General features: G+C 66.7%; 15 protein-coding genes. 10 read left to right on the forward strand and 5 right to left on the reverse strand.

Features of this window, described 5'->3' with window-relative positions; translation table 11 throughout:
- Window positions 1-18: 18 nt before the first annotated feature.
- Window positions 19-1,179, reverse strand: a complete 1,161-nt coding sequence (locus tag GTW51_RS10675) for a TRAP transporter substrate-binding protein (protein WP_163043908.1) — start codon at window positions 1,177-1,179, stop codon at window positions 19-21.
- A gap of 287 nt (window positions 1,180-1,466) precedes the next feature.
- Window positions 1,467-1,997: a protease adaptor protein RcdA gene (gene rcdA, locus GTW51_RS10680; RefSeq protein WP_163043909.1), complete on the reverse strand. Its 531-nt coding sequence runs from the start codon at window positions 1,995-1,997 to the stop codon at window positions 1,467-1,469.
- 327 nt (window positions 1,998-2,324) lie between these two features.
- On the opposite strand from rcdA, the gene GTW51_RS10685 reads away from it, so the two are divergent.
- Both GTW51_RS10685 and GTW51_RS10690 read left to right on the forward strand, forming a co-directional pair.
- A complete protein-coding gene (locus tag GTW51_RS10685) occupies window positions 2,325-3,317 on the forward strand; it encodes an NAD(P)H-quinone oxidoreductase (RefSeq protein ID WP_163043910.1) in 993 nt (330 codons plus the stop codon).
- A 172-nt stretch (window positions 3,318-3,489) separates the two neighbouring features.
- On the forward strand, window positions 3,490-4,197 hold the full coding sequence (locus GTW51_RS10690) for a cell cycle transcriptional regulator TrcR (protein ID WP_163043911.1): 708 nt from the start codon (window positions 3,490-3,492) through the stop codon (window positions 4,195-4,197).
- 69 nt (window positions 4,198-4,266) lie between these two features.
- Here the strand turns inward: GTW51_RS10690 and GTW51_RS10695 are convergent, their stop codons facing one another.
- Together GTW51_RS10695 and GTW51_RS10700 are read right to left on the reverse strand one after the other, a co-directional pair.
- Window positions 4,267-5,058, reverse strand: coding sequence for an SDR family NAD(P)-dependent oxidoreductase (locus tag GTW51_RS10695; RefSeq protein WP_163043912.1), 792 nt, complete (start codon window positions 5,056-5,058; stop codon window positions 4,267-4,269).
- A gap of 85 nt (window positions 5,059-5,143) precedes the next feature.
- Window positions 5,144-5,953, reverse strand: a complete 810-nt coding sequence (locus GTW51_RS10700; protein WP_163043913.1) for an SDR family oxidoreductase — start codon at window positions 5,951-5,953, stop codon at window positions 5,144-5,146.
- Window positions 5,954-6,220: 267 nt separating this feature from the next.
- Between GTW51_RS10700 and GTW51_RS10705 the strand changes: the two genes are divergently transcribed.
- The 8 genes from GTW51_RS10705 (at window position 6,221) to phoB (ending at window position 15,014) form a co-directional block, all read left to right on the forward strand.
- Window positions 6,221-7,324: a hypothetical protein gene (locus GTW51_RS10705; RefSeq protein WP_163043914.1), complete on the forward strand. Its 1,104-nt coding sequence runs from the start codon at window positions 6,221-6,223 to the stop codon at window positions 7,322-7,324.
- A 113-nt stretch (window positions 7,325-7,437) separates the two neighbouring features.
- On the forward strand, window positions 7,438-8,754 hold the full coding sequence (locus GTW51_RS10710; RefSeq protein WP_163043915.1) for an ATP-binding protein: 1,317 nt from the start codon (window positions 7,438-7,440) through the stop codon (window positions 8,752-8,754).
- Window positions 8,755-8,891: 137 nt separating this feature from the next.
- The gene (locus tag GTW51_RS10715; RefSeq protein ID WP_163043916.1) at window positions 8,892-9,926 is read left to right on the forward strand and encodes a substrate-binding domain-containing protein; all 1,035 of its coding nucleotides are present in this window, start codon (window positions 8,892-8,894) and stop codon (window positions 9,924-9,926) included.
- A gap of 73 nt (window positions 9,927-9,999) precedes the next feature.
- Window positions 10,000-11,382, forward strand: coding sequence for a phosphate ABC transporter permease subunit PstC (gene pstC / locus GTW51_RS10720; RefSeq protein ID WP_246232943.1), 1,383 nt, complete (start codon window positions 10,000-10,002; stop codon window positions 11,380-11,382).
- Window positions 11,375-12,664, forward strand: coding sequence for a phosphate ABC transporter permease PstA (gene pstA / locus GTW51_RS10725; RefSeq protein ID WP_163043917.1), 1,290 nt, complete (start codon window positions 11,375-11,377; stop codon window positions 12,662-12,664). The genes pstC and pstA overlap by 8 nt, the downstream gene beginning before the upstream one ends.
- Before the next feature lie 85 nt (window positions 12,665-12,749).
- A complete protein-coding gene (pstB, locus tag GTW51_RS10730) occupies window positions 12,750-13,496 on the forward strand; it encodes a phosphate ABC transporter ATP-binding protein PstB (RefSeq protein ID WP_425483240.1) in 747 nt (248 codons plus the stop codon).
- 25 nt (window positions 13,497-13,521) lie between these two features.
- Window positions 13,522-14,259 (forward strand): phosphate signaling complex protein PhoU, encoded by a 738-nt coding sequence (phoU, locus tag GTW51_RS10735; RefSeq protein ID WP_425483241.1) that lies wholly within the window; start codon window positions 13,522-13,524, stop codon window positions 14,257-14,259.
- Window positions 14,260-14,264: 5 nt separating this feature from the next.
- The gene (gene phoB, locus GTW51_RS10740; protein ID WP_163043920.1) at window positions 14,265-15,014 is read left to right on the forward strand and encodes a phosphate regulon transcriptional regulator PhoB; all 750 of its coding nucleotides are present in this window, start codon (window positions 14,265-14,267) and stop codon (window positions 15,012-15,014) included.
- Between the two features lie 24 nt (window positions 15,015-15,038).
- On the opposite strand, the gene GTW51_RS10745 is transcribed toward phoB, so the two are convergent.
- Window positions 15,039-15,593, reverse strand: coding sequence for a GcrA family cell cycle regulator (locus GTW51_RS10745; RefSeq protein ID WP_163043921.1), 555 nt, complete (start codon window positions 15,591-15,593; stop codon window positions 15,039-15,041).
- Window positions 15,594-15,647 lie beyond the last annotated feature (54 nt).

Genomic DNA, 15,647 nt, shown 5'->3' on the forward strand with positions numbered 1-15,647 from the left:
GCTTCTGCGGGGTACGGGTCAGCTGTCGAGCTTGCCGGGGAAGAAATGCTCGTAGGCCAGGCGGTAGTCCGGCGCATTGAGGATTTCGTAGTAGGTCACCCGCTCGACCCACGCGCGCTGGCTATCGAGCACCTTCTTGATGAACGGGTCGCCCTCGAGTTCGGTGATCATTTCGGACCACGCCTCCAGCTGCGCTTCGAGAATTTCCTTCGGCGTCTGGTGCACGGTCACGCCGCTCTCGCTCTGCAGTTTCTGCAGATCGGCGGAATAGTTGTCGAGTGCGAAGGCGGTGTTGGCCGTCGAGGCCGCCTCGACGCCGTATTCCATGATGGCCCGCAGATCGTCGTCGAGATCCTCCATGAAGTCCCGGTTGAACAGGAATTCGAATGCTTCCGACGCCTGATGGTACGATCCGAGATAATAGTTCTTGGCGACGTCCTGCGCGCCGAAGCGCATGTCGGACGACGGGTTGTTGAACTCGAAGGCGTCGATGACGCCGCGCTCCATCGCCGGGACGATTTCGCCGCCGGGCAGCTGGGTTACGCTCATGCCCATCGACTGCATGAGATCGGCCGCAAGGCCGACGGTGCGGTATTTCAGGCCGCCGATGTCCGCGACGGATTCCACCGGGTTCTTGAACCAGCCGAGCGGCTGCGCCGGCATCGGAAAGCCGAGCAGGCCGACGATGTTCAGGCCCATGTTGTCCTGCGTGAGCTCGCGATAGAGCTCGCGCCCGCCGCCCTGGTAGAACCAGGAGAGCATGGTCGTCGGATTGCCGCCGAAGACCGGGCCGGTGCCGAACAGCGAAGACGCCTTGTTCTTGCCGTACCAGTAGGCCGAGACCGAGTGCGCCGCGTCCAGCACACCGTCATTGACGGCGTCGATGACCTGGAAGGCACCGACGACGGCGCCCGCCGGCAGAAGATCGATCTTGAGGCGGCCGCCGCTCATCTGCTCGACGCGCTCGACATATTGCCGGGCCATGTCCATCCAGATGTCCGACGCCGGCCAGGACGTCTGCATCTTCACCACGAGCGGCGACTGCGCGAGGACTGCGGGCGCCGCCAGGCTGGTCGCCGCAGCGCCCGCCACCACCGCGCCGCCTCTCAGGAACTTGCGTCGAGTTACCGAGGCATCCGCTGCCGGCAAACCTGCGTCGTTATTTGTGCGTCGCACCATGGTATTCCTCCCTTACAGTTATTCGGAAAATCTAGTCTTGTGCCTCCCAGCCCGGCGAAGATTGCCGATTAGGTCCTTTGCGTCAATGAAGGGAATGTCGATTGCCGATACTGGCGCACCGGCGCCGTTCGCGTGCGGCTGCGAAGATCGACGCGGGCGCAGCAATGCGGCCCGGCGCGGAAGGCGCCAGGCGAGAGGTCGATCGGATTGGGGAGTTCGGACGTTTGAAGAGCCCGCTGGGCAGCCGCGGGCCCCCAGCGGTTCAGCCCGTCAGGCCGCCGGCGCTATCAGCCGTTGAAGGCGGTCTTCAAGAGGTTGATTTGCTCGCCCACCGGGTTGGTGGTCGGCCAGTCCTCGCCGCGCGCGGCGTCGCCGTAGATCTCGCGGTCGAGCATGGCGATCCGCCGCTCGAGCTTCACCGCGCGCTCGACGATGTGGCAAAACGTCTCGGGCAGTTCGGCGTACTGCGGGGATTCGCGGGCGCTGCCGAGCCCTTCCAGCCGCACCTTCACCTTCTCCGCCTCGACCTGCGCCCGGGACATGTCGCCCTGGTTGGCGGCGCGCTGCAGCAGCAGCCAGGAGGCGACCTGCATCAGCCGCGTCGTCAGCCGCATCGACTCGGCGGCATAGAGCGTCGCCGCCGCCTTCGACATCGCCTTCGCCTCGAGACGTCCGTCCCCGTCCAGATAGACCGCCGTCTCGTCGACCAGGGCCATGCCCTCGTTGAACAGCGGCTGGAACGAGCGCGAGAACGCCAGATGCTCGGCAAGCCGGATGGTCCGGTCTCCCGTCGGTGTATCGGTGTTCTGCGTCGTCATTGGCTGCGACAGCCTCCCGGCGGCCTGCGTCTTGCCAGTGTCGGCAGACGGAGATTCGTGCGTTCGGGGAAAGTGCGGCGGCACCCCCCGAATGGCAAGCTTGTGCCGGTAACGATGGTTAACCGATGTCCGGCCGATCGCACGCAAAAAAAGAGCCGCGCGAGCGGCTCTCAGGAGTTTCAACAGGGAGGCGTCAAACGGGGCGACCAGCGCTCCGCCTATCCAATCAATCTGGACTGATCGCAGTTAAACACCGGAAACCTTACCCGCGAATTAACGCCGCCTCGCCATCGCAAGATTCTCTCTACCTTCCTTGGCCGGAGGCAGATGATGATGACGCATGACATGACGGTCGTAGAGTTCGACGGGTTCGGCGGACCGGAGGTCCTGAAGCCGGGCCGGCGTCCGGTTCCGCAGCCGGCGCCCGGGGAGATCCTGGTGGCGATCGCGGCGGCCGGGGTGAACCGGCCGGACGTGCTGCAGCGCCTCGGCGCCTATCCGCCGCCGGCGGGGGCGCCCGACTGGCCGGGCCTGGAATTCGCCGGCACCGTCGCGGCGCTCGGCGAGGGTGCAACGCGCTTTGCGGTCGGCGACAAGGTGATGGCGCTCGTCGCCGGCGGCGGCTACGCCGAATATGCCACCGTCGCCGAGACCAATGCGCTGCCCGTGCCGGAAGGGCTGTCCCTCGAGGAGGCCGCCGGCATCCCGGAGACCTTCTTCACCGTCTGGCACAACGTCTTCCAGCGCGGCGCCCTGAAGGCGGGCGAAAGCATCCTCGTCCATGGCGGCACCTCCGGCATCGGCACCACCGCGATCCAGTTCGCCCAGGCGTTCGGGGCACGGGTCTTCGCGACCGCGGGCAGCGACGACAAGTGCCGGGCCGCCGAGAAGCTCGGCGCCGAGCTCTGCGTCAACTACCGCAGCGGCGACTTCGTCGCGGCGCTTTCCGAAGCGACCGGGCGCAGGGGCATCGACCTCGTCCTCGACATGGTCGGCGGCGACTACACCAACAAGAACCTGACGCTCGCCGCCGAGGACGGGCGCATCGTCCAGATCGCCTTCCTGAACGGCCCGAAGGTCGAGATCGACCTCAACCTCGTCATGCGCAAGCGCCTGACCCTGACGGGCTCGACGCTGCGGGCGCGGTCCGTGGACTTCAAGGCCGGCATCGCCAGGGAGCTCGAGGAAAAGGTCTGGCCGCTGCTCGCCGCCGGCACCGTCCGGCCGCTCATCGAGGCGCGCTACAAGCTCGCCGAAGCCGCCGAGGCGCATCGGCACATGGACGAGGACCATATCGGCAAGATCGTGCTGACGACCTGATGTACACGGTTGCCTCGCCGGCAGTCGTGCACGGCGCCGTATAATATGTGCGTGCCTGCTCGCTATCCTTGCACCCATGCGGCCGACGTTTTATAACCGCCGCCAATTCCAGGACATGTGGTGAGATTCCACGTCCTGCCCCCCGGGGCAGGCACTAAGGAGGATTGTATCCGTGGCACAGCAACTATTGATGCCGAAGGCGACGGCGGTTTGGCTCGTCGACAACACCTCGCTTTCCTTCGAGCAGATCGCCGATTTCTGCACGCTGCATCCGCTCGAGGTGAAGGCGATCGCCGACGGCGAGTCGGCGACCGGCATCAAGGGCCTCGACCCGGTGATGAACGGCCAGCTGACGCGCGACGAGATCGAGAAGGGCGAGAAGGATTCCAACCACCGGATCAAGGTCGCTGCACCGAAGGTCCGCGTGCCCGAGGCCAAGCGCAAGGCGCCGCGCTATACGCCGGTGTCGAAACGCCAGGACCGGCCGAACGCCATTCTCTGGCTGGTGCGCAACCATCCCGAGTTGAAGGACGCGCAGATCTCGCGTCTCGTCGGCACGACCAAGAACACCATCCAGCAGATCCGCGAGCGCACGCACTGGAACTCCGCCAGCCTCCAGCCGATGGACCCGGTGACGCTCGGCCTCTGCTCGCAGATCGATCTCGATCTCGAGGTCGAGAAGGCCTCGCGCGGCATCGTTCGCCCCGAGGAGATCGCCGAGGAGGAGCGCCTGCTGTCGGCGTCGCAGACCCAGAACTGGCATCGCCATGAGCCGGCCGCTCCGGCCGAGGATGGCGAGCTCGACGCAGCGGCGGTGTTCGCCAAGCTCACCTCGATGCGTCGCACCGAGACCGACGAGGACGGCGACGAGCGCGGCTGATCCCGGCTCGCGCAGCAATTTCGATGCCGGGGCCGTGGCCCCGGCGCGATCTTCCGGATTGCGACCCGCTCAGTCCTCGTCCGGCACGGGCATTGTGTAGTTGAGCCCCAGCCGTCCGCCATCGGCGTAGATCGTTTGGCCGGTGACGTAGCTGGCGTCCTTCGAGGCGAGGAACGCCGCGACTCCGGCGATCTCCTCCGGCTCGCCGATCCGCCCCAGCGGGGTGCGCGACAGGATCTTCTTGGTCGCCGCCTTGTCGCTGGCCACCGCCTTCAGGAGGTCGGTCATGATCGAGCCGGGGCCGATCGCGTTGACCCTGATCCCGTAGGGCGCCAGCGACAGCGCCATGACCTTCGTCAACTGGCTGATGCCGCCCTTCGAGATCGAATAGGCGACCTGGTCTGGCAGGGCGAAGACGGCGTTCACCGACGACATGTTGATGATCGAGCCGGGCTCGCCGCCGGCCTTCACCTTCTCGACCAGATGTCGCGCGACTGCCTGGCCGCAGAGGAACGAGCCCTTGAGGTTCACGCTCATGACCCGGTCGAAGGCGCTTTCTTCCAGATCAAGGAAGTCCGCCTTGTGGACGATGCCGGCATTGTTGACGAGGATGTCGACGTCGCCGAATTCGCCGAGCGCCATGGCGAGAAGATTGTGGACATGCAGCCGGTCGGCGACGTTGCAGACCGCGGCGCGCACCTCGCCCCATTCCGCCAGCGACTTTTCCGCCGCCGTGCCGGCCTTTTCGTCGATGTCGGCGATGACCACCTTGGCGCCGTCCTGCAGGAAGCGCTGGGCGATGGCATAGCCAATCCCCTTGGCGCCGCCGGTGACGATCGCGACCTGTCCCTTGAGTGCCATCGCGCTGCTCCTTCGTTGCTTCTTGCTCGGGCTGGCAAAGCGCCTGCATAGCAGAAGGCCGAGCGTCGACGCGAGGGCGGTCGCCTCAGCCGTTGCCGCGGAAGCCCGGATGGAGCGTCATGCCGCCGTCGACGAACAACGTCTGCCCGGTGATGTAGTCGGCAGCGTCCGATACCAGCCACGCCACGGTCCGCCCGACATCGGCGGGTTCGCCGATCCGCCCGTACGGAATGAGCTTCAGCATCGCTTCCTTGTCGTCCTCGCGCTCCTCGGCGTTGATCGCGGTGGCGATGGCGCCCGGCGCTACGGAATTGACCCGGATCTTTTCCGTCGACACTTCCTGCGCGATGGAGCGCATCAGGAGGTCCAGCCCGCCCTTGGACGCAGCATAGTTGACCCGGAACGCCCACGGGATCACCTGGTGGACGGAGGAATCGAACACCAGCTTGCCGAGCGCCGGGCTGACCGTCTCCCGCAGTCCCTTGGCGCGGAAGCGCCGGATGGCCTCGCGGCCGACCAGGAACGAGCCCGTGAGATTGACGGCGATGACGGCGTTCCAGTCGTCGAGGCTCATCTCGGCGATCGCGGCGTCCTTCTGGATGCCGGCATTGGAGACGACGATGTCGAGAGGCCCGAGCTCGTTCTCGGCCTCGTCGAACATCGCGACGACATCGCTCTCGGACGAGACATCGGCGGCGATCGCGATGGCGCGCCGGCCCAGCGCCTCGACCTCGGCGACCGCCGCGTCGCCCTTCTCGGCAGAGCCATGGTAGTTGATCACGACGTCGGCCCCGGCACGCGCCAGTTCGATGGCCGTCGCCTTGCCGATTCCCGACGAGGAGCCGGTGACGAGGGCGATCTGGCCGTCGAGGCCGAGCAGGTTGGTCGATGTCATGAATATCCTCCGTCGATGCGATTGGGGCGGTCGGCAGTGCCTTGTGCCGTCCGGTCAACGCGGTGTGCCGGAATTGGCTGCGACGAAAGTTGCCGCTTGGTCCGAGAAGCGCTGAGGAGCGCCGCGATGCTCCCGGCCGGTCATCGCGAGCCCCGTCATGGCTAACCGGTTGTTAGCCGTAGTTGGACGAGGCGCCTGCGCGTACTATGCTGCAAGCTCAGTGCTCGTCCCCCGGGCTTTGCTTCGATTGACAAAAGGCAGCGTTATTTGGCCAGCACGATTGAAACGAGTGTCCGCCGCGCGCTGCAGGATGGAAATGCCGACGATCCGGACTTCCGGGTCCAGGTCTACGAGGCCGCCGAACGCGCCATCCAGCGGGTCGTTGCCGAAAAGCATGTCGGCCAGGCTGCGGCGGACCGCCAGCTCGAGCAGCTGATCGCGGCGATCGAGCGGATCGAAGCCGACTATCCGCCGGGCGGAGCGGCGGCGCACGATGCAGACGAGCCGGTTGCCGAGCCGCTACCCGCCGTTTTCGAGGTGACCACCTCCGGCGTCGATGATGCATCGGCACCGCAACCGCCGCTGCCGGACGACGAGACTTCGGAGCCGGCGCTTCCTCCCGAAGACCGGCACCCCGTCGGCGACCGGCCAGACCATGACGCGCCGGCGCAGCCGGTGCCCATGGCGGCTGAGCCGCCGCCCGCCGGCGACTGGTCGCCAGGCAACCGCAAGCCGTCGGCCTCGAGATCGCGGCGCGCGCCGCGCTGGCTCGTCGGCGTGATTGCCGCGATCGCCGTTCTGGCGCTGCTCGCGGTCGCGGCTTGGTGGCTCTATGCCTCGGTGATGGCGACGCCGGAGGTCGAGACCGGCGGCATGACCGTCGAGCAGGCCATCCGCTCCGCATCGGGTGACACCGAGGAGTCCACCGCCGAATGGATCGGCATTTTCGACGGCAGCGACATCGAGGTGGTGCGGGCGACCGACGGCGGCCGCGTGACGGCCGAACAGACCACCGGCGGCCGCTCCGGCGTGCGGATCGAGGTGCCGACCGTCGGCGGCGGTACCGAGATCGGCCTGGTCGTCGGGCCCGGCGTGGTCCGCTCGCTGGCCGGGCAGACGGTGCGCGGCGAACTGACCGTCGGCTCGCCCGACGGCACGCCACGGGAATTCAGCGTGCGCTGCGTCTTCGCCGGCGACACGACCTGCGGCCGGCAGCGTTTTGCCACCAGCGTCGCGGAAGAGACCTTCATCTTCGACATGGAGATCCCCGCCGGATCGACGACCGAGGGCCAGCTCGCCATCGATCCCGGCATCGGCCAGGATTCGCGCGACCTGATGGTCTTCGCGCTCCGGCTGCGGCCGGCGGCGTGAACGACGGCGGGTCGCTGTCGTCCCGTCATGAAGCTCTAAAGTTTTCGCCCTAGGACGGTGCGATGATCAGCCGATTGTGCCGATTCGGCCATCCGGGGAAGCTCTGACGAACGATGACCAACGAAATCCAGGACGAGGAGGAAGCGCCGGTGCGCGCCGGTCCCCGACGCCGTGCCAAGACGATCACCGTGGCCTCGGCCGCGCTCTTCGCGCTCCTCGGCGCGGGGTTCCCGGATGCCGCGGCGGGCTGCTTTGCCGCCTTCGTCGGCCTGATGCTCGTCGTCCACTGGCCGAGTCGCGACACCGGCCCGCGCCGGATCCGCGCCGCCGAGCGGGACGTGGTCTGGCCGGGCCGCGGCATGAAGGCGGTGGTCGAGGCCTTCCAGGAGCCGGCCTTCATCGTCGACCGCGCCATGCTGCTGCGCTATCGCAACCCGGCCTCGCTGATCGCCTTCGGCAACATGGCGCTCGGCGATCCGGTCTCGTTGCGCTTCCGCTCGCCCGAGCTGCTGTCGGCCGTCGAGCGGGTGATCGAGCATCATCAGCCGGGGCTGGCGACGATCGAGGACCGGCGCCCGCTCGACCGGACCTGGCAGGTCGAGGTGGTGCCGATCCCGCCCTACCAGGGCGAGAGCCCGCATTTCTTTCTAATGCTGTTCCGCGACCGCACCGCCGAGCTGCGGCTGGAACGCATGCGCACCGATTTCGTCGCCAATGCCAGCCACGAACTGCGCACGCCGCTCGCCTCGCTGACCGGCTTCATCGAGACGCTGCAGGGCCCCGCCCGCAACGACGCCGCCGCCCGCGACCGCTTCCTCGATATCATGCGCGAGCAGGCGACCCGCATGTCGCGGCTGATCGACGATCTCCTGTCGCTGTCGCGGATCGAGATGAAGCGCCACGTCCCGATCGCGACGAAGGCCGACCTCGCAGCCCTGTTCCGCCAGGTCGAGGCGCAGATGCGCCCGCTCGCCGAGCAGCGCGGCCTGACGATCGAGCTGATCCTGCCGGAGGAGCCGGTGCTGGTCATCGGCGACGAGGACGAGCTGATGCAGGTCTTCGGCAATCTCGTCGAGAACGCCTGCAAATACGGTGATGGCGGCGGGCGCGTCGAGATGCAGCTGGCGCGTGCCGCCGAACGCGGCGCGCCGGTCATCGACGCCTCGGTCCGCGATTTCGGCCGGGGCATCGCCGCCGAGCACGTGCCGCGCCTGACGGAGCGCTTCTACCGCGTCGATCTCGGCAAGGACCGCTCGCAGCGGGGCACCGGGCTCGGCCTGTCGATCGTGCGCAACATCCTCCTGCGCCACCGCAGCCGACTCCTGATCAGCTCGAAGGTCAACGAGGGCTCGGTTTTCACCGCCCGTTTCCCCGATCCGGGCACCCTCGACGACATGTCCGCTGGAAAGCCATCAAAATCAATAGCTTAAAGTGTCATAATAGTGAGACGTTTCTGTCATAGAGACTTCGTGTCGCGCCGATAGAGGTTACCGCGAACCGTAGCCGCCAAACAGGGTGGCCTCGCAACACTCGGTTCGGAAACGTAACTCCTCAAGGAGACTCATCCGTGAAAAACACACTCATCGCCGGCCTCGCGCTCGGCACCGCACTTGCGCTGGTCGGCCATGCCGGCGCGCAGAGCCGCGACCAGATCCAGATCGTCGGTTCGTCGACGGTTTTCCCGTACACGCAGGCAGTCGTTGAGCAGTTCGCGAACGAGTCGGGCATGGCTGCTCCCGTTCTCGAGTCGACCGGTACCGGTGGCGGCATGCAGATCTTCTGCGGCGGCGTCGGCGCCCAGACGCCCGACATCACTGGTGCCTCGCGCGCCATGACCGAGTCGGAGTGGGAACTCTGCAAGACCAACGGCGTCACCAACGTCACCGAAATCCTGCTCGGCTACGACGCCCTGTCGCTGGCGAGCGCCCGCTCGGGTGCCGATCTGAGCGTCACGAAGGCACAGCTCTTCCAGGCTCTGGCCGGCGAAGTTGAGGTCGACGGCGAGATCGTCCCGAATCCTTACGAAAACTGGAGCCAGATCGACTCGTCGCTGCCGGACCAGCCAATCCTCGTCTACGGCCCGCCTCCGACGTCGGGTACCCGTGACGCGTGGGTCGAGCTCGTCATGGAAGAGGGCTGCGAGGCTTTCCCGGCGATCGAAGCCCTCGAGGACGACCGCAAGGAAGAAGTCTGCCAGCGCATGCGCACCGACGGCCCGTTCGTCGAAGCCGGCGAGAACGACAACCTCATCGTCCAGCGTCTGACGTCTGACGATAATGCCGTCGGCATCTTCGGCTACTCGTTCCTCTTCGAGAACCAGGACACGCTCAAGGGCGCCGCGATCGATGGCGTCCAGCCGTCGGAAGAGACTGTCGCTTCTGGCGAATACGCCGTGTCGCGCCCGCTCTTCATCTACATCAAGAACGACCACCGCCAGGCCATCCCGGGCCTCGAGGAGTTCGTCGCCGAGTACGTCAGCGACGAAGCTCTCGCCACCGGTGGTTACCTCGAAGAGCGTGGCCTCGTCCCGCTGTCGGAGGAAGAGCTGAAGAAGGTTCAGGAAACCGCCACCGCCGGTACGGCGATGGAAAACCCTTCCTGAAGCTGAAGTCTTCTTAGGGACAGACCGTCTGCCGGCCATTACGGCCGGCAGACATTTTGAGGGGATCAGCGCCTTGCCACTTACTTATGTTTTCCTCATCCCCGTCGCCTTTGCCTTCCTGGCATTCGGCATGGCCGCGCGCCGCGCCGCAGCCATCCCGCGCGGCGAAGAGGGCAAGCTGCATTCCCTGCCGAAATATCACGGCTATCTCGTCGCCCTGAGCGTGCTCGTCCCGAGCCTGCTCCTGATCCTCGCCTGGCTGATGCTCGAGCCGCTGGTGCTATGGAGGATCGTGGTCGCGGATCTGCCGGACCTGATCCGCGATGCCGGCTCGTCGGCTCAGTTGAGCCTGATCGTCAGCCAGGTCCAGCAGGCCGCCACCGGCACGACCTTCGGCACGCCGGAACCCTACATTGTCGAAGGCGCCCGCACGCTCGTCGCCGCCCAGCAATGGTCGCGCTGGCTGCTGCCCGTCGTGGTCGTGTCGATCTGCCTGCTCGCGATTTTCCTCATCCTGCCCCGGATCTCCCTGCGCTTCCGGGCGAGAGACAAGACCGAGCGCGTCATTCGCGGCATTCTCATCGTCTGCGCGATCGTCTCGATCCTCGCCACCGTCGGCATCCTCGCCTCGCTGGTGTTCGAGGGCTACCGCTTCTTCTCGCTGGTCCCTTTGACCGAATTCCTGTTCGGCACCCGCTGGGACACGCAGATCGCCATCCGGCCCGACCAGGTCGCGTCTTCTGGTGCCTTCGGTGCGATTCCGGTCTTCGCCGGCACGCTGATGATCGCGCTGATCGCCATGGCCGTGGCCACGCCGGTCGGCCTCTTCGCCGCGATCTACATGGCCGAGTTCGCCTCGCCGCTGATGCGGGGCGTGGTCAAGCCGCTGATCGAGGTGCTCGCCGGCATTCCGACGATCGTCTACGGCTTCTTTGCCGTACTGGTCGTCTCCCCGGCGATCCGCGAGTGGGGCGGCGCCATCGGCCTGTCGATCTCGCCGACGGCGGCTATCGTGCCCGGCCTTGTGATGGGCGTCATGCTCATTCCGTTCATCTCCTCGCTGGCCGACGACGCCATCAATGCGGTGCCCACGTCGCTGCGCGACGGCTCGCTGGGCCTCGGTGCCGATCGCAACGAGACGGTCACCAAGGTCATCCTGCCGGCGGCGCTCCCCGGCATTGTCGGCGGCATCCTGCTCGCCACCAGCCGCGCCATCGGCGAGACGATGATCGTGGTCATGGCGGCCGGTCTCACGGCCAACCTTACCGCCAATCCCTTCGAGGGCGTCACCACCGTGACCGTCCAGATCGTCACCCTGCTGATCGGCGACACCGCCTTCGACAATCCGAAGACGCTGGCCGCTTTCGGCCTCGGCCTCAGCCTGTTCGTCGCGACCCTGGGGCTCAATCTCCTCGCCCTCGGGATCGTCAGAAAGTATCGGGAACAATATGACTGATACCACCCTGGATGATGCATCCGCGCAGCCCGAGACCGATGTCCGGACGGCGATCCGCAACAGCCTGAAGTCACGCCGGCGCAAGCAGACCCGCCTGCGGCTCTATGGTCTGACGGCGATCCTCTTCGCCCTCGCCATGCTGGCGGTCCTGATCGGCTCGGTGGTCATCACCTCGCTGCCGGCCTGGACGCAGACGCAGGTGCGCATCGACGTCACCGTTCCGCCGGAGGCCGCCGAGGGAGTCAACGTGCGGCCAGGGCCGCTGGCCGACGAATCCATCCTGGCGCTGTTTCCGGGCGCCGAGAGCCGCGCCGAGCAGCGCGCCGTCACCTCGATGCTCAGCAACGGGGCGCAGTACAGTATCCGCGACACGCTCGAGGCCGGGACATTGCGACCGGGCGAGACGCTGTCGATCTGGGTGCCGGTCACCGATGCCTACGAGCAGCTCCGCGAAGGAGTGATCACCCGCGATCAGCCGGAAAACCGCCGCCCGCTCAACGATGCCGCGATCGAGCGTTTCGAGACGCTGGAGGCCGATGGCCGCGTCCGCTCGGCCTTCGCCTGGGACCTGTTCACCTCGTCGGACAGCCGCTTTCCGGAGATCGCCGGCCTGCGCGGCGCCATCGTCGGCTCGTTCTACCTGCTGCTGATCTGCCTCGTCGTCAGCGTGCCGCTCGGCGTCGGGGCGGCGGTCTATCTCGAGGAATATGCCAGCAAGAACAAATTCACCGACTTCATCGAGATCAACGTCAACAATCTCGCGGCGGTACCCTCGGTGGTGTTCGGCCTCCTCGGCCTGGCGCTATTCATCGGCTTCTTCGGCATGCCGCGATCGGTGCCGCTGGTCGGCGGCCTGGTGCTGGCGCTGATGACCCTGCCGACGATCATCATCACGACGCGCAGCGCGCTGAAGGCGGTGCCGCCGTCGATCCGCGAGGCCGCCCGCGGCGTCGGCGCATCGGACATGCAGGTGATCGGCCACCATGTGCTGCCGCTGGCGGCGCCCGGCATCATGACCGGCGTCATCATCGGCCTGGCCCAGGCGCTCGGCGAGACGGCGCCGCTGCTGCTGATCGGCATGAATGCCTTCATCGTCTCCGCGCCGGGCGGCATCCTCGAGGCCTCGACGGCGCTTCCGACCCAGATTTTCATCTGGTTCGACAGTCCCGAGCGCGGCTTCGTCGCGCGCACCAGTGCCGCGATCTGCGTCCTCCTGATCTTCCTTTCGCTCATGAACATCACCGCAATCATCCTGCGTCGCCGCTTCGAGCGGCGCTGGTAGAATGCTACGGGACACCGCCATGATGGAACACATCCAGCCGACGCTAACCAAGGGTGCTGCCGTGCAGCCGATCAGTCCGACCAAGATGCAGGCCGAGAAGGTTTCCGTTCACTACGGAACCAAGCAGGCGCTGTTCGATGTCAACCTGGAGATCCTGGATCGCGAGGTGACCGCGCTCATCGGCCCGTCCGGCTGCGGCAAGTCGACCTTCCTGCGCTGCCTCAACAGGATGAACGATGCCATCGCGTCCGCCTCGATGACCGGCAAGATCACCCTCGACGGCGGCGACATCTATTCGCCCGGCCTCGACGTGGTCGAGTTGCGCGCCCGGGTCGGCATGGTCTTCCAGAAGCCGAACCCGTTCCCGAAATCGATCTTCGACAACGTCGCCTACGGCCCGCGCATCCACGGGCTGGCGCGCAACAAGTCGGACCTGCAGGAGATCGTCGTGGGCAGCCTGCGCAAGGCCGGCTTGTACGAGGAGGTCAAGGACCGGCTCGACGAGCCGGGCACGGGCCTCTCCGGCGGCCAGCAGCAGCGTCTCTGCATTGCCCGCGCCATCGCCGTCTCGCCCGAGGTGATCCTGATGGACGAGCCCTGCTCGGCGCTCGACCCGATCGCCACCGCGCGGGTCGAGGAGCTGATCGACGAGCTCAAGCAGAACTACACGATCGTCATCGTCACCCATTCGATGCAGCAGGCCGCGCGCGTGTCCCAGCGGACCGCGATGTTCCATCTGGGCTATCTCGTGGAAGTCGGGCCGACGGAGAAGATGTTCTCCAATCCCGACGACAAGCGCACCCAGGACTACATCACCGGCCGCTTCGGCTGATCGACAGGAGTAAGCGGCCATGGTCATGTCCGAGCACATCGTGACGTCCTACGAGGACGAGCTGAAGAACATCGTCCGCCGCATCTCCGAGATGGGCGGCCAGGCCGAGCGCATGGTCGAACAGTCGGTGCTGGCGCTGACCCGCAGCGACTGGGCCCTGGCGCAATCGGTGGTCGCCGACGACCTGCTGCTCGACGCCGCCCAGCGCGATCTCGACGAGCGGGCGATCCTGACGATCGCCAAGCGCCAGCCGATGGCGGTCGACCTGCGCGAGATCGTCGGGGCGATCCGCATCTCCAACGATCTCGAGCGCATCGGCGATCTCGCCAAGAACATCGCCAAGCGCGTCATCGCCGTGCACGACCACAGCCAGCCGGTGCAACTGGTCCGCGGCCTCGAGCATCTGTCGGATCTCGCCCTCGAGCAGCTGAAGGAGGTGCTCGACGCCTATGGCGCCCGCGACGAGATGCGGGCCATGGCGGTGCGCGAGAACGACGAGGAGATCGACGCGATGTACACGTCGATCTTCCGCGAGCTCCTCACCTACATGATGGAGGATCCGCGCAACATCACCGCCTGCACCCACCTCCTGTTCACCGCCAAGAACATCGAGCGCATCGGCGATCACGCGACGAACATTGCCGAGACGATCTACTACATCAAGACCGGCGAGCAGATGGAGGCCGAGCGTCCGAAGGGCGATCGCACCACGTCGATGATGCAGCCGGGGTCGAACCTTCCGCCCGCCGGGCTTGAAGGATAACGCCCATGGCCATGCGGATCGCCGTCGTCGAGGACGAGGAAGCGCTCGGTGTCCTGCTTCGCTATAATCTCGAGGCCGAGGGCTACGAGGTCGACGTCATCGCCCGCGGCGACGAGGCCGACATCCGCCTGCGCGAGGAGGTCCCGGACCTCCTGATCCTCGACTGGATGCTGCCGGGCCTTTCCGGCGTCGAGCTGTGCCGGCGGTTGCGCCAGCGCGGCGAGACCGAACGCCTGCCGATCATCATGCTGACGGCGCGCGGCGAGGAGAGCGAGCGGGTGCGTGGCCTGTCGGTCGGCGCCGACGACTACGTCGTCAAGCCGTTCTCGACGCCGGAGCTGATCGCCCGCGTCCGCGCCATGCTGCGAAGAGCCAAGCCGGAGAAGGTCTCCAGCCAGCTCAGCGCCGGCGACATCGACCTCGACCGCGAGACCCACCGGATCCGTCGCGCCGGCCGCGAGGTCAAGCTCGGACCGACGGAGTTCAAGCTGCTCGAATTCTTCATGCAGTCGCCGGGCCGGGTCTTCTCGCGCGAGCAATTGCTCGACGGCGTCTGGGGCCGGGACATCTACGTCGATGAACGCACGGTCGACGTCCATGTCGGCCGGCTGCGCAAGGCGATCAACCGGGGCCGCCAGCGCGACCCGATCCGCACCGTCCGCGGCGCCGGCTATGCGCTCGACGAGCAGTTCACGGCCGCCAAGCCGGCCGCCGTGAAATCCCGCGACAGCGCGGGTTCCGAACCGCGCCTCTAGATATCGCAGGCTCGAAGCCGCGCCTTAACGGGCGCGGCGGCGGTCCGAGACCGGCTGGAACGCCATCTTGGCGTGATACTGGCAGTAGGGCGAGGCGTCCTTGGAATTGTTGCCGCAGAAGTGGAAGTCCGGCTTCAGCGGATCGCCGACCGGCCATTTGCAGGTGCGCTCGTTGAGCTGCACCAGCGTCAGCTTGCGGGCAATGGGCACCACTTCGCCGCTCTGGCGCCGCGGCTCTTCGAGGACTTCCAGCTCTTCCTCGTGATCGATCTTCAGCGCCGTCGCGCCCATCGAGCGCGGCATGGCACGGGGAGCGGAAGCAGCCTGGGAAGCGACGAAGCGGCTGGCCATCATGACCTCGACCGTCTCGACTTCCACCTGCCGGACCGGCTGCGGCTCGGCGGCGTGCGTCTGCAACGTCGCCGGGGCCTTGGCCCGGGACTCCAGCTTCAGCCGGTGCACCTTGCCGATGACGGCATTGCGCGTCACGCCGCCCAGCCGGTCGGCGATCTGGCTGGCGCTGAGGCCTTCGGTCCACAGTTGTTTCAACAACGCGACGCGTTCATCTGTCCAGCCCATGACAAGCTCCTTGATCGTATGTTTGCCGCGGCCGGAATCCCAACGCCTGCGCAT

Origin of the sequence: Aurantimonas aggregata, assembly GCF_010500835.1 — a bacterium.
GTDB classification, from domain to species: Bacteria; Pseudomonadota; Alphaproteobacteria; order Rhizobiales; family Rhizobiaceae; genus Aurantimonas; species Aurantimonas aggregata.

Bases quoted from the DNA above. Each gene is read 5' to 3' on its own strand.
- GTW51_RS10745 (WP_163043921.1), bottom strand. From the start codon at position 15,593: ATGGGCTGGACAGATGAACGCGTCGCGTTGTTGAAACAACTGTGGACC.
- GTW51_RS10675 (WP_163043908.1), bottom strand. From the start codon at position 1,179: ATGGTGCGACGCACAAATAACGACGCAGGTTTGCCGGCAGCGGATGCC.
- GTW51_RS10695 (WP_163043912.1), bottom strand. From the start codon at position 5,058: ATGGCACTCAAGGGACAGGTCGCGATCGTCACCGGCGGCGCCAAGGGG.
- pstB (WP_425483240.1), top strand. From the start codon at position 12,750: ATGCAGGCCGAGAAGGTTTCCGTTCACTACGGAACCAAGCAGGCGCTG.
- pstA (WP_163043917.1), top strand. From the start codon at position 11,375: ATGACTGATACCACCCTGGATGATGCATCCGCGCAGCCCGAGACCGAT.
- GTW51_RS10685 (WP_163043910.1), top strand. From the start codon at position 2,325: ATGATGATGACGCATGACATGACGGTCGTAGAGTTCGACGGGTTCGGC.
- phoU (WP_425483241.1), top strand. From the start codon at position 13,522: ATGTCCGAGCACATCGTGACGTCCTACGAGGACGAGCTGAAGAACATC.
- phoB (WP_163043920.1), top strand. From the start codon at position 14,265: ATGGCCATGCGGATCGCCGTCGTCGAGGACGAGGAAGCGCTCGGTGTC.
- GTW51_RS10710 (WP_163043915.1), top strand. From the start codon at position 7,438: ATGACCAACGAAATCCAGGACGAGGAGGAAGCGCCGGTGCGCGCCGGT.
- rcdA (WP_163043909.1), bottom strand. From the start codon at position 1,997: ATGACGACGCAGAACACCGATACACCGACGGGAGACCGGACCATCCGG.
- GTW51_RS10700 (WP_163043913.1), bottom strand. From the start codon at position 5,953: ATGACATCGACCAACCTGCTCGGCCTCGACGGCCAGATCGCCCTCGTC.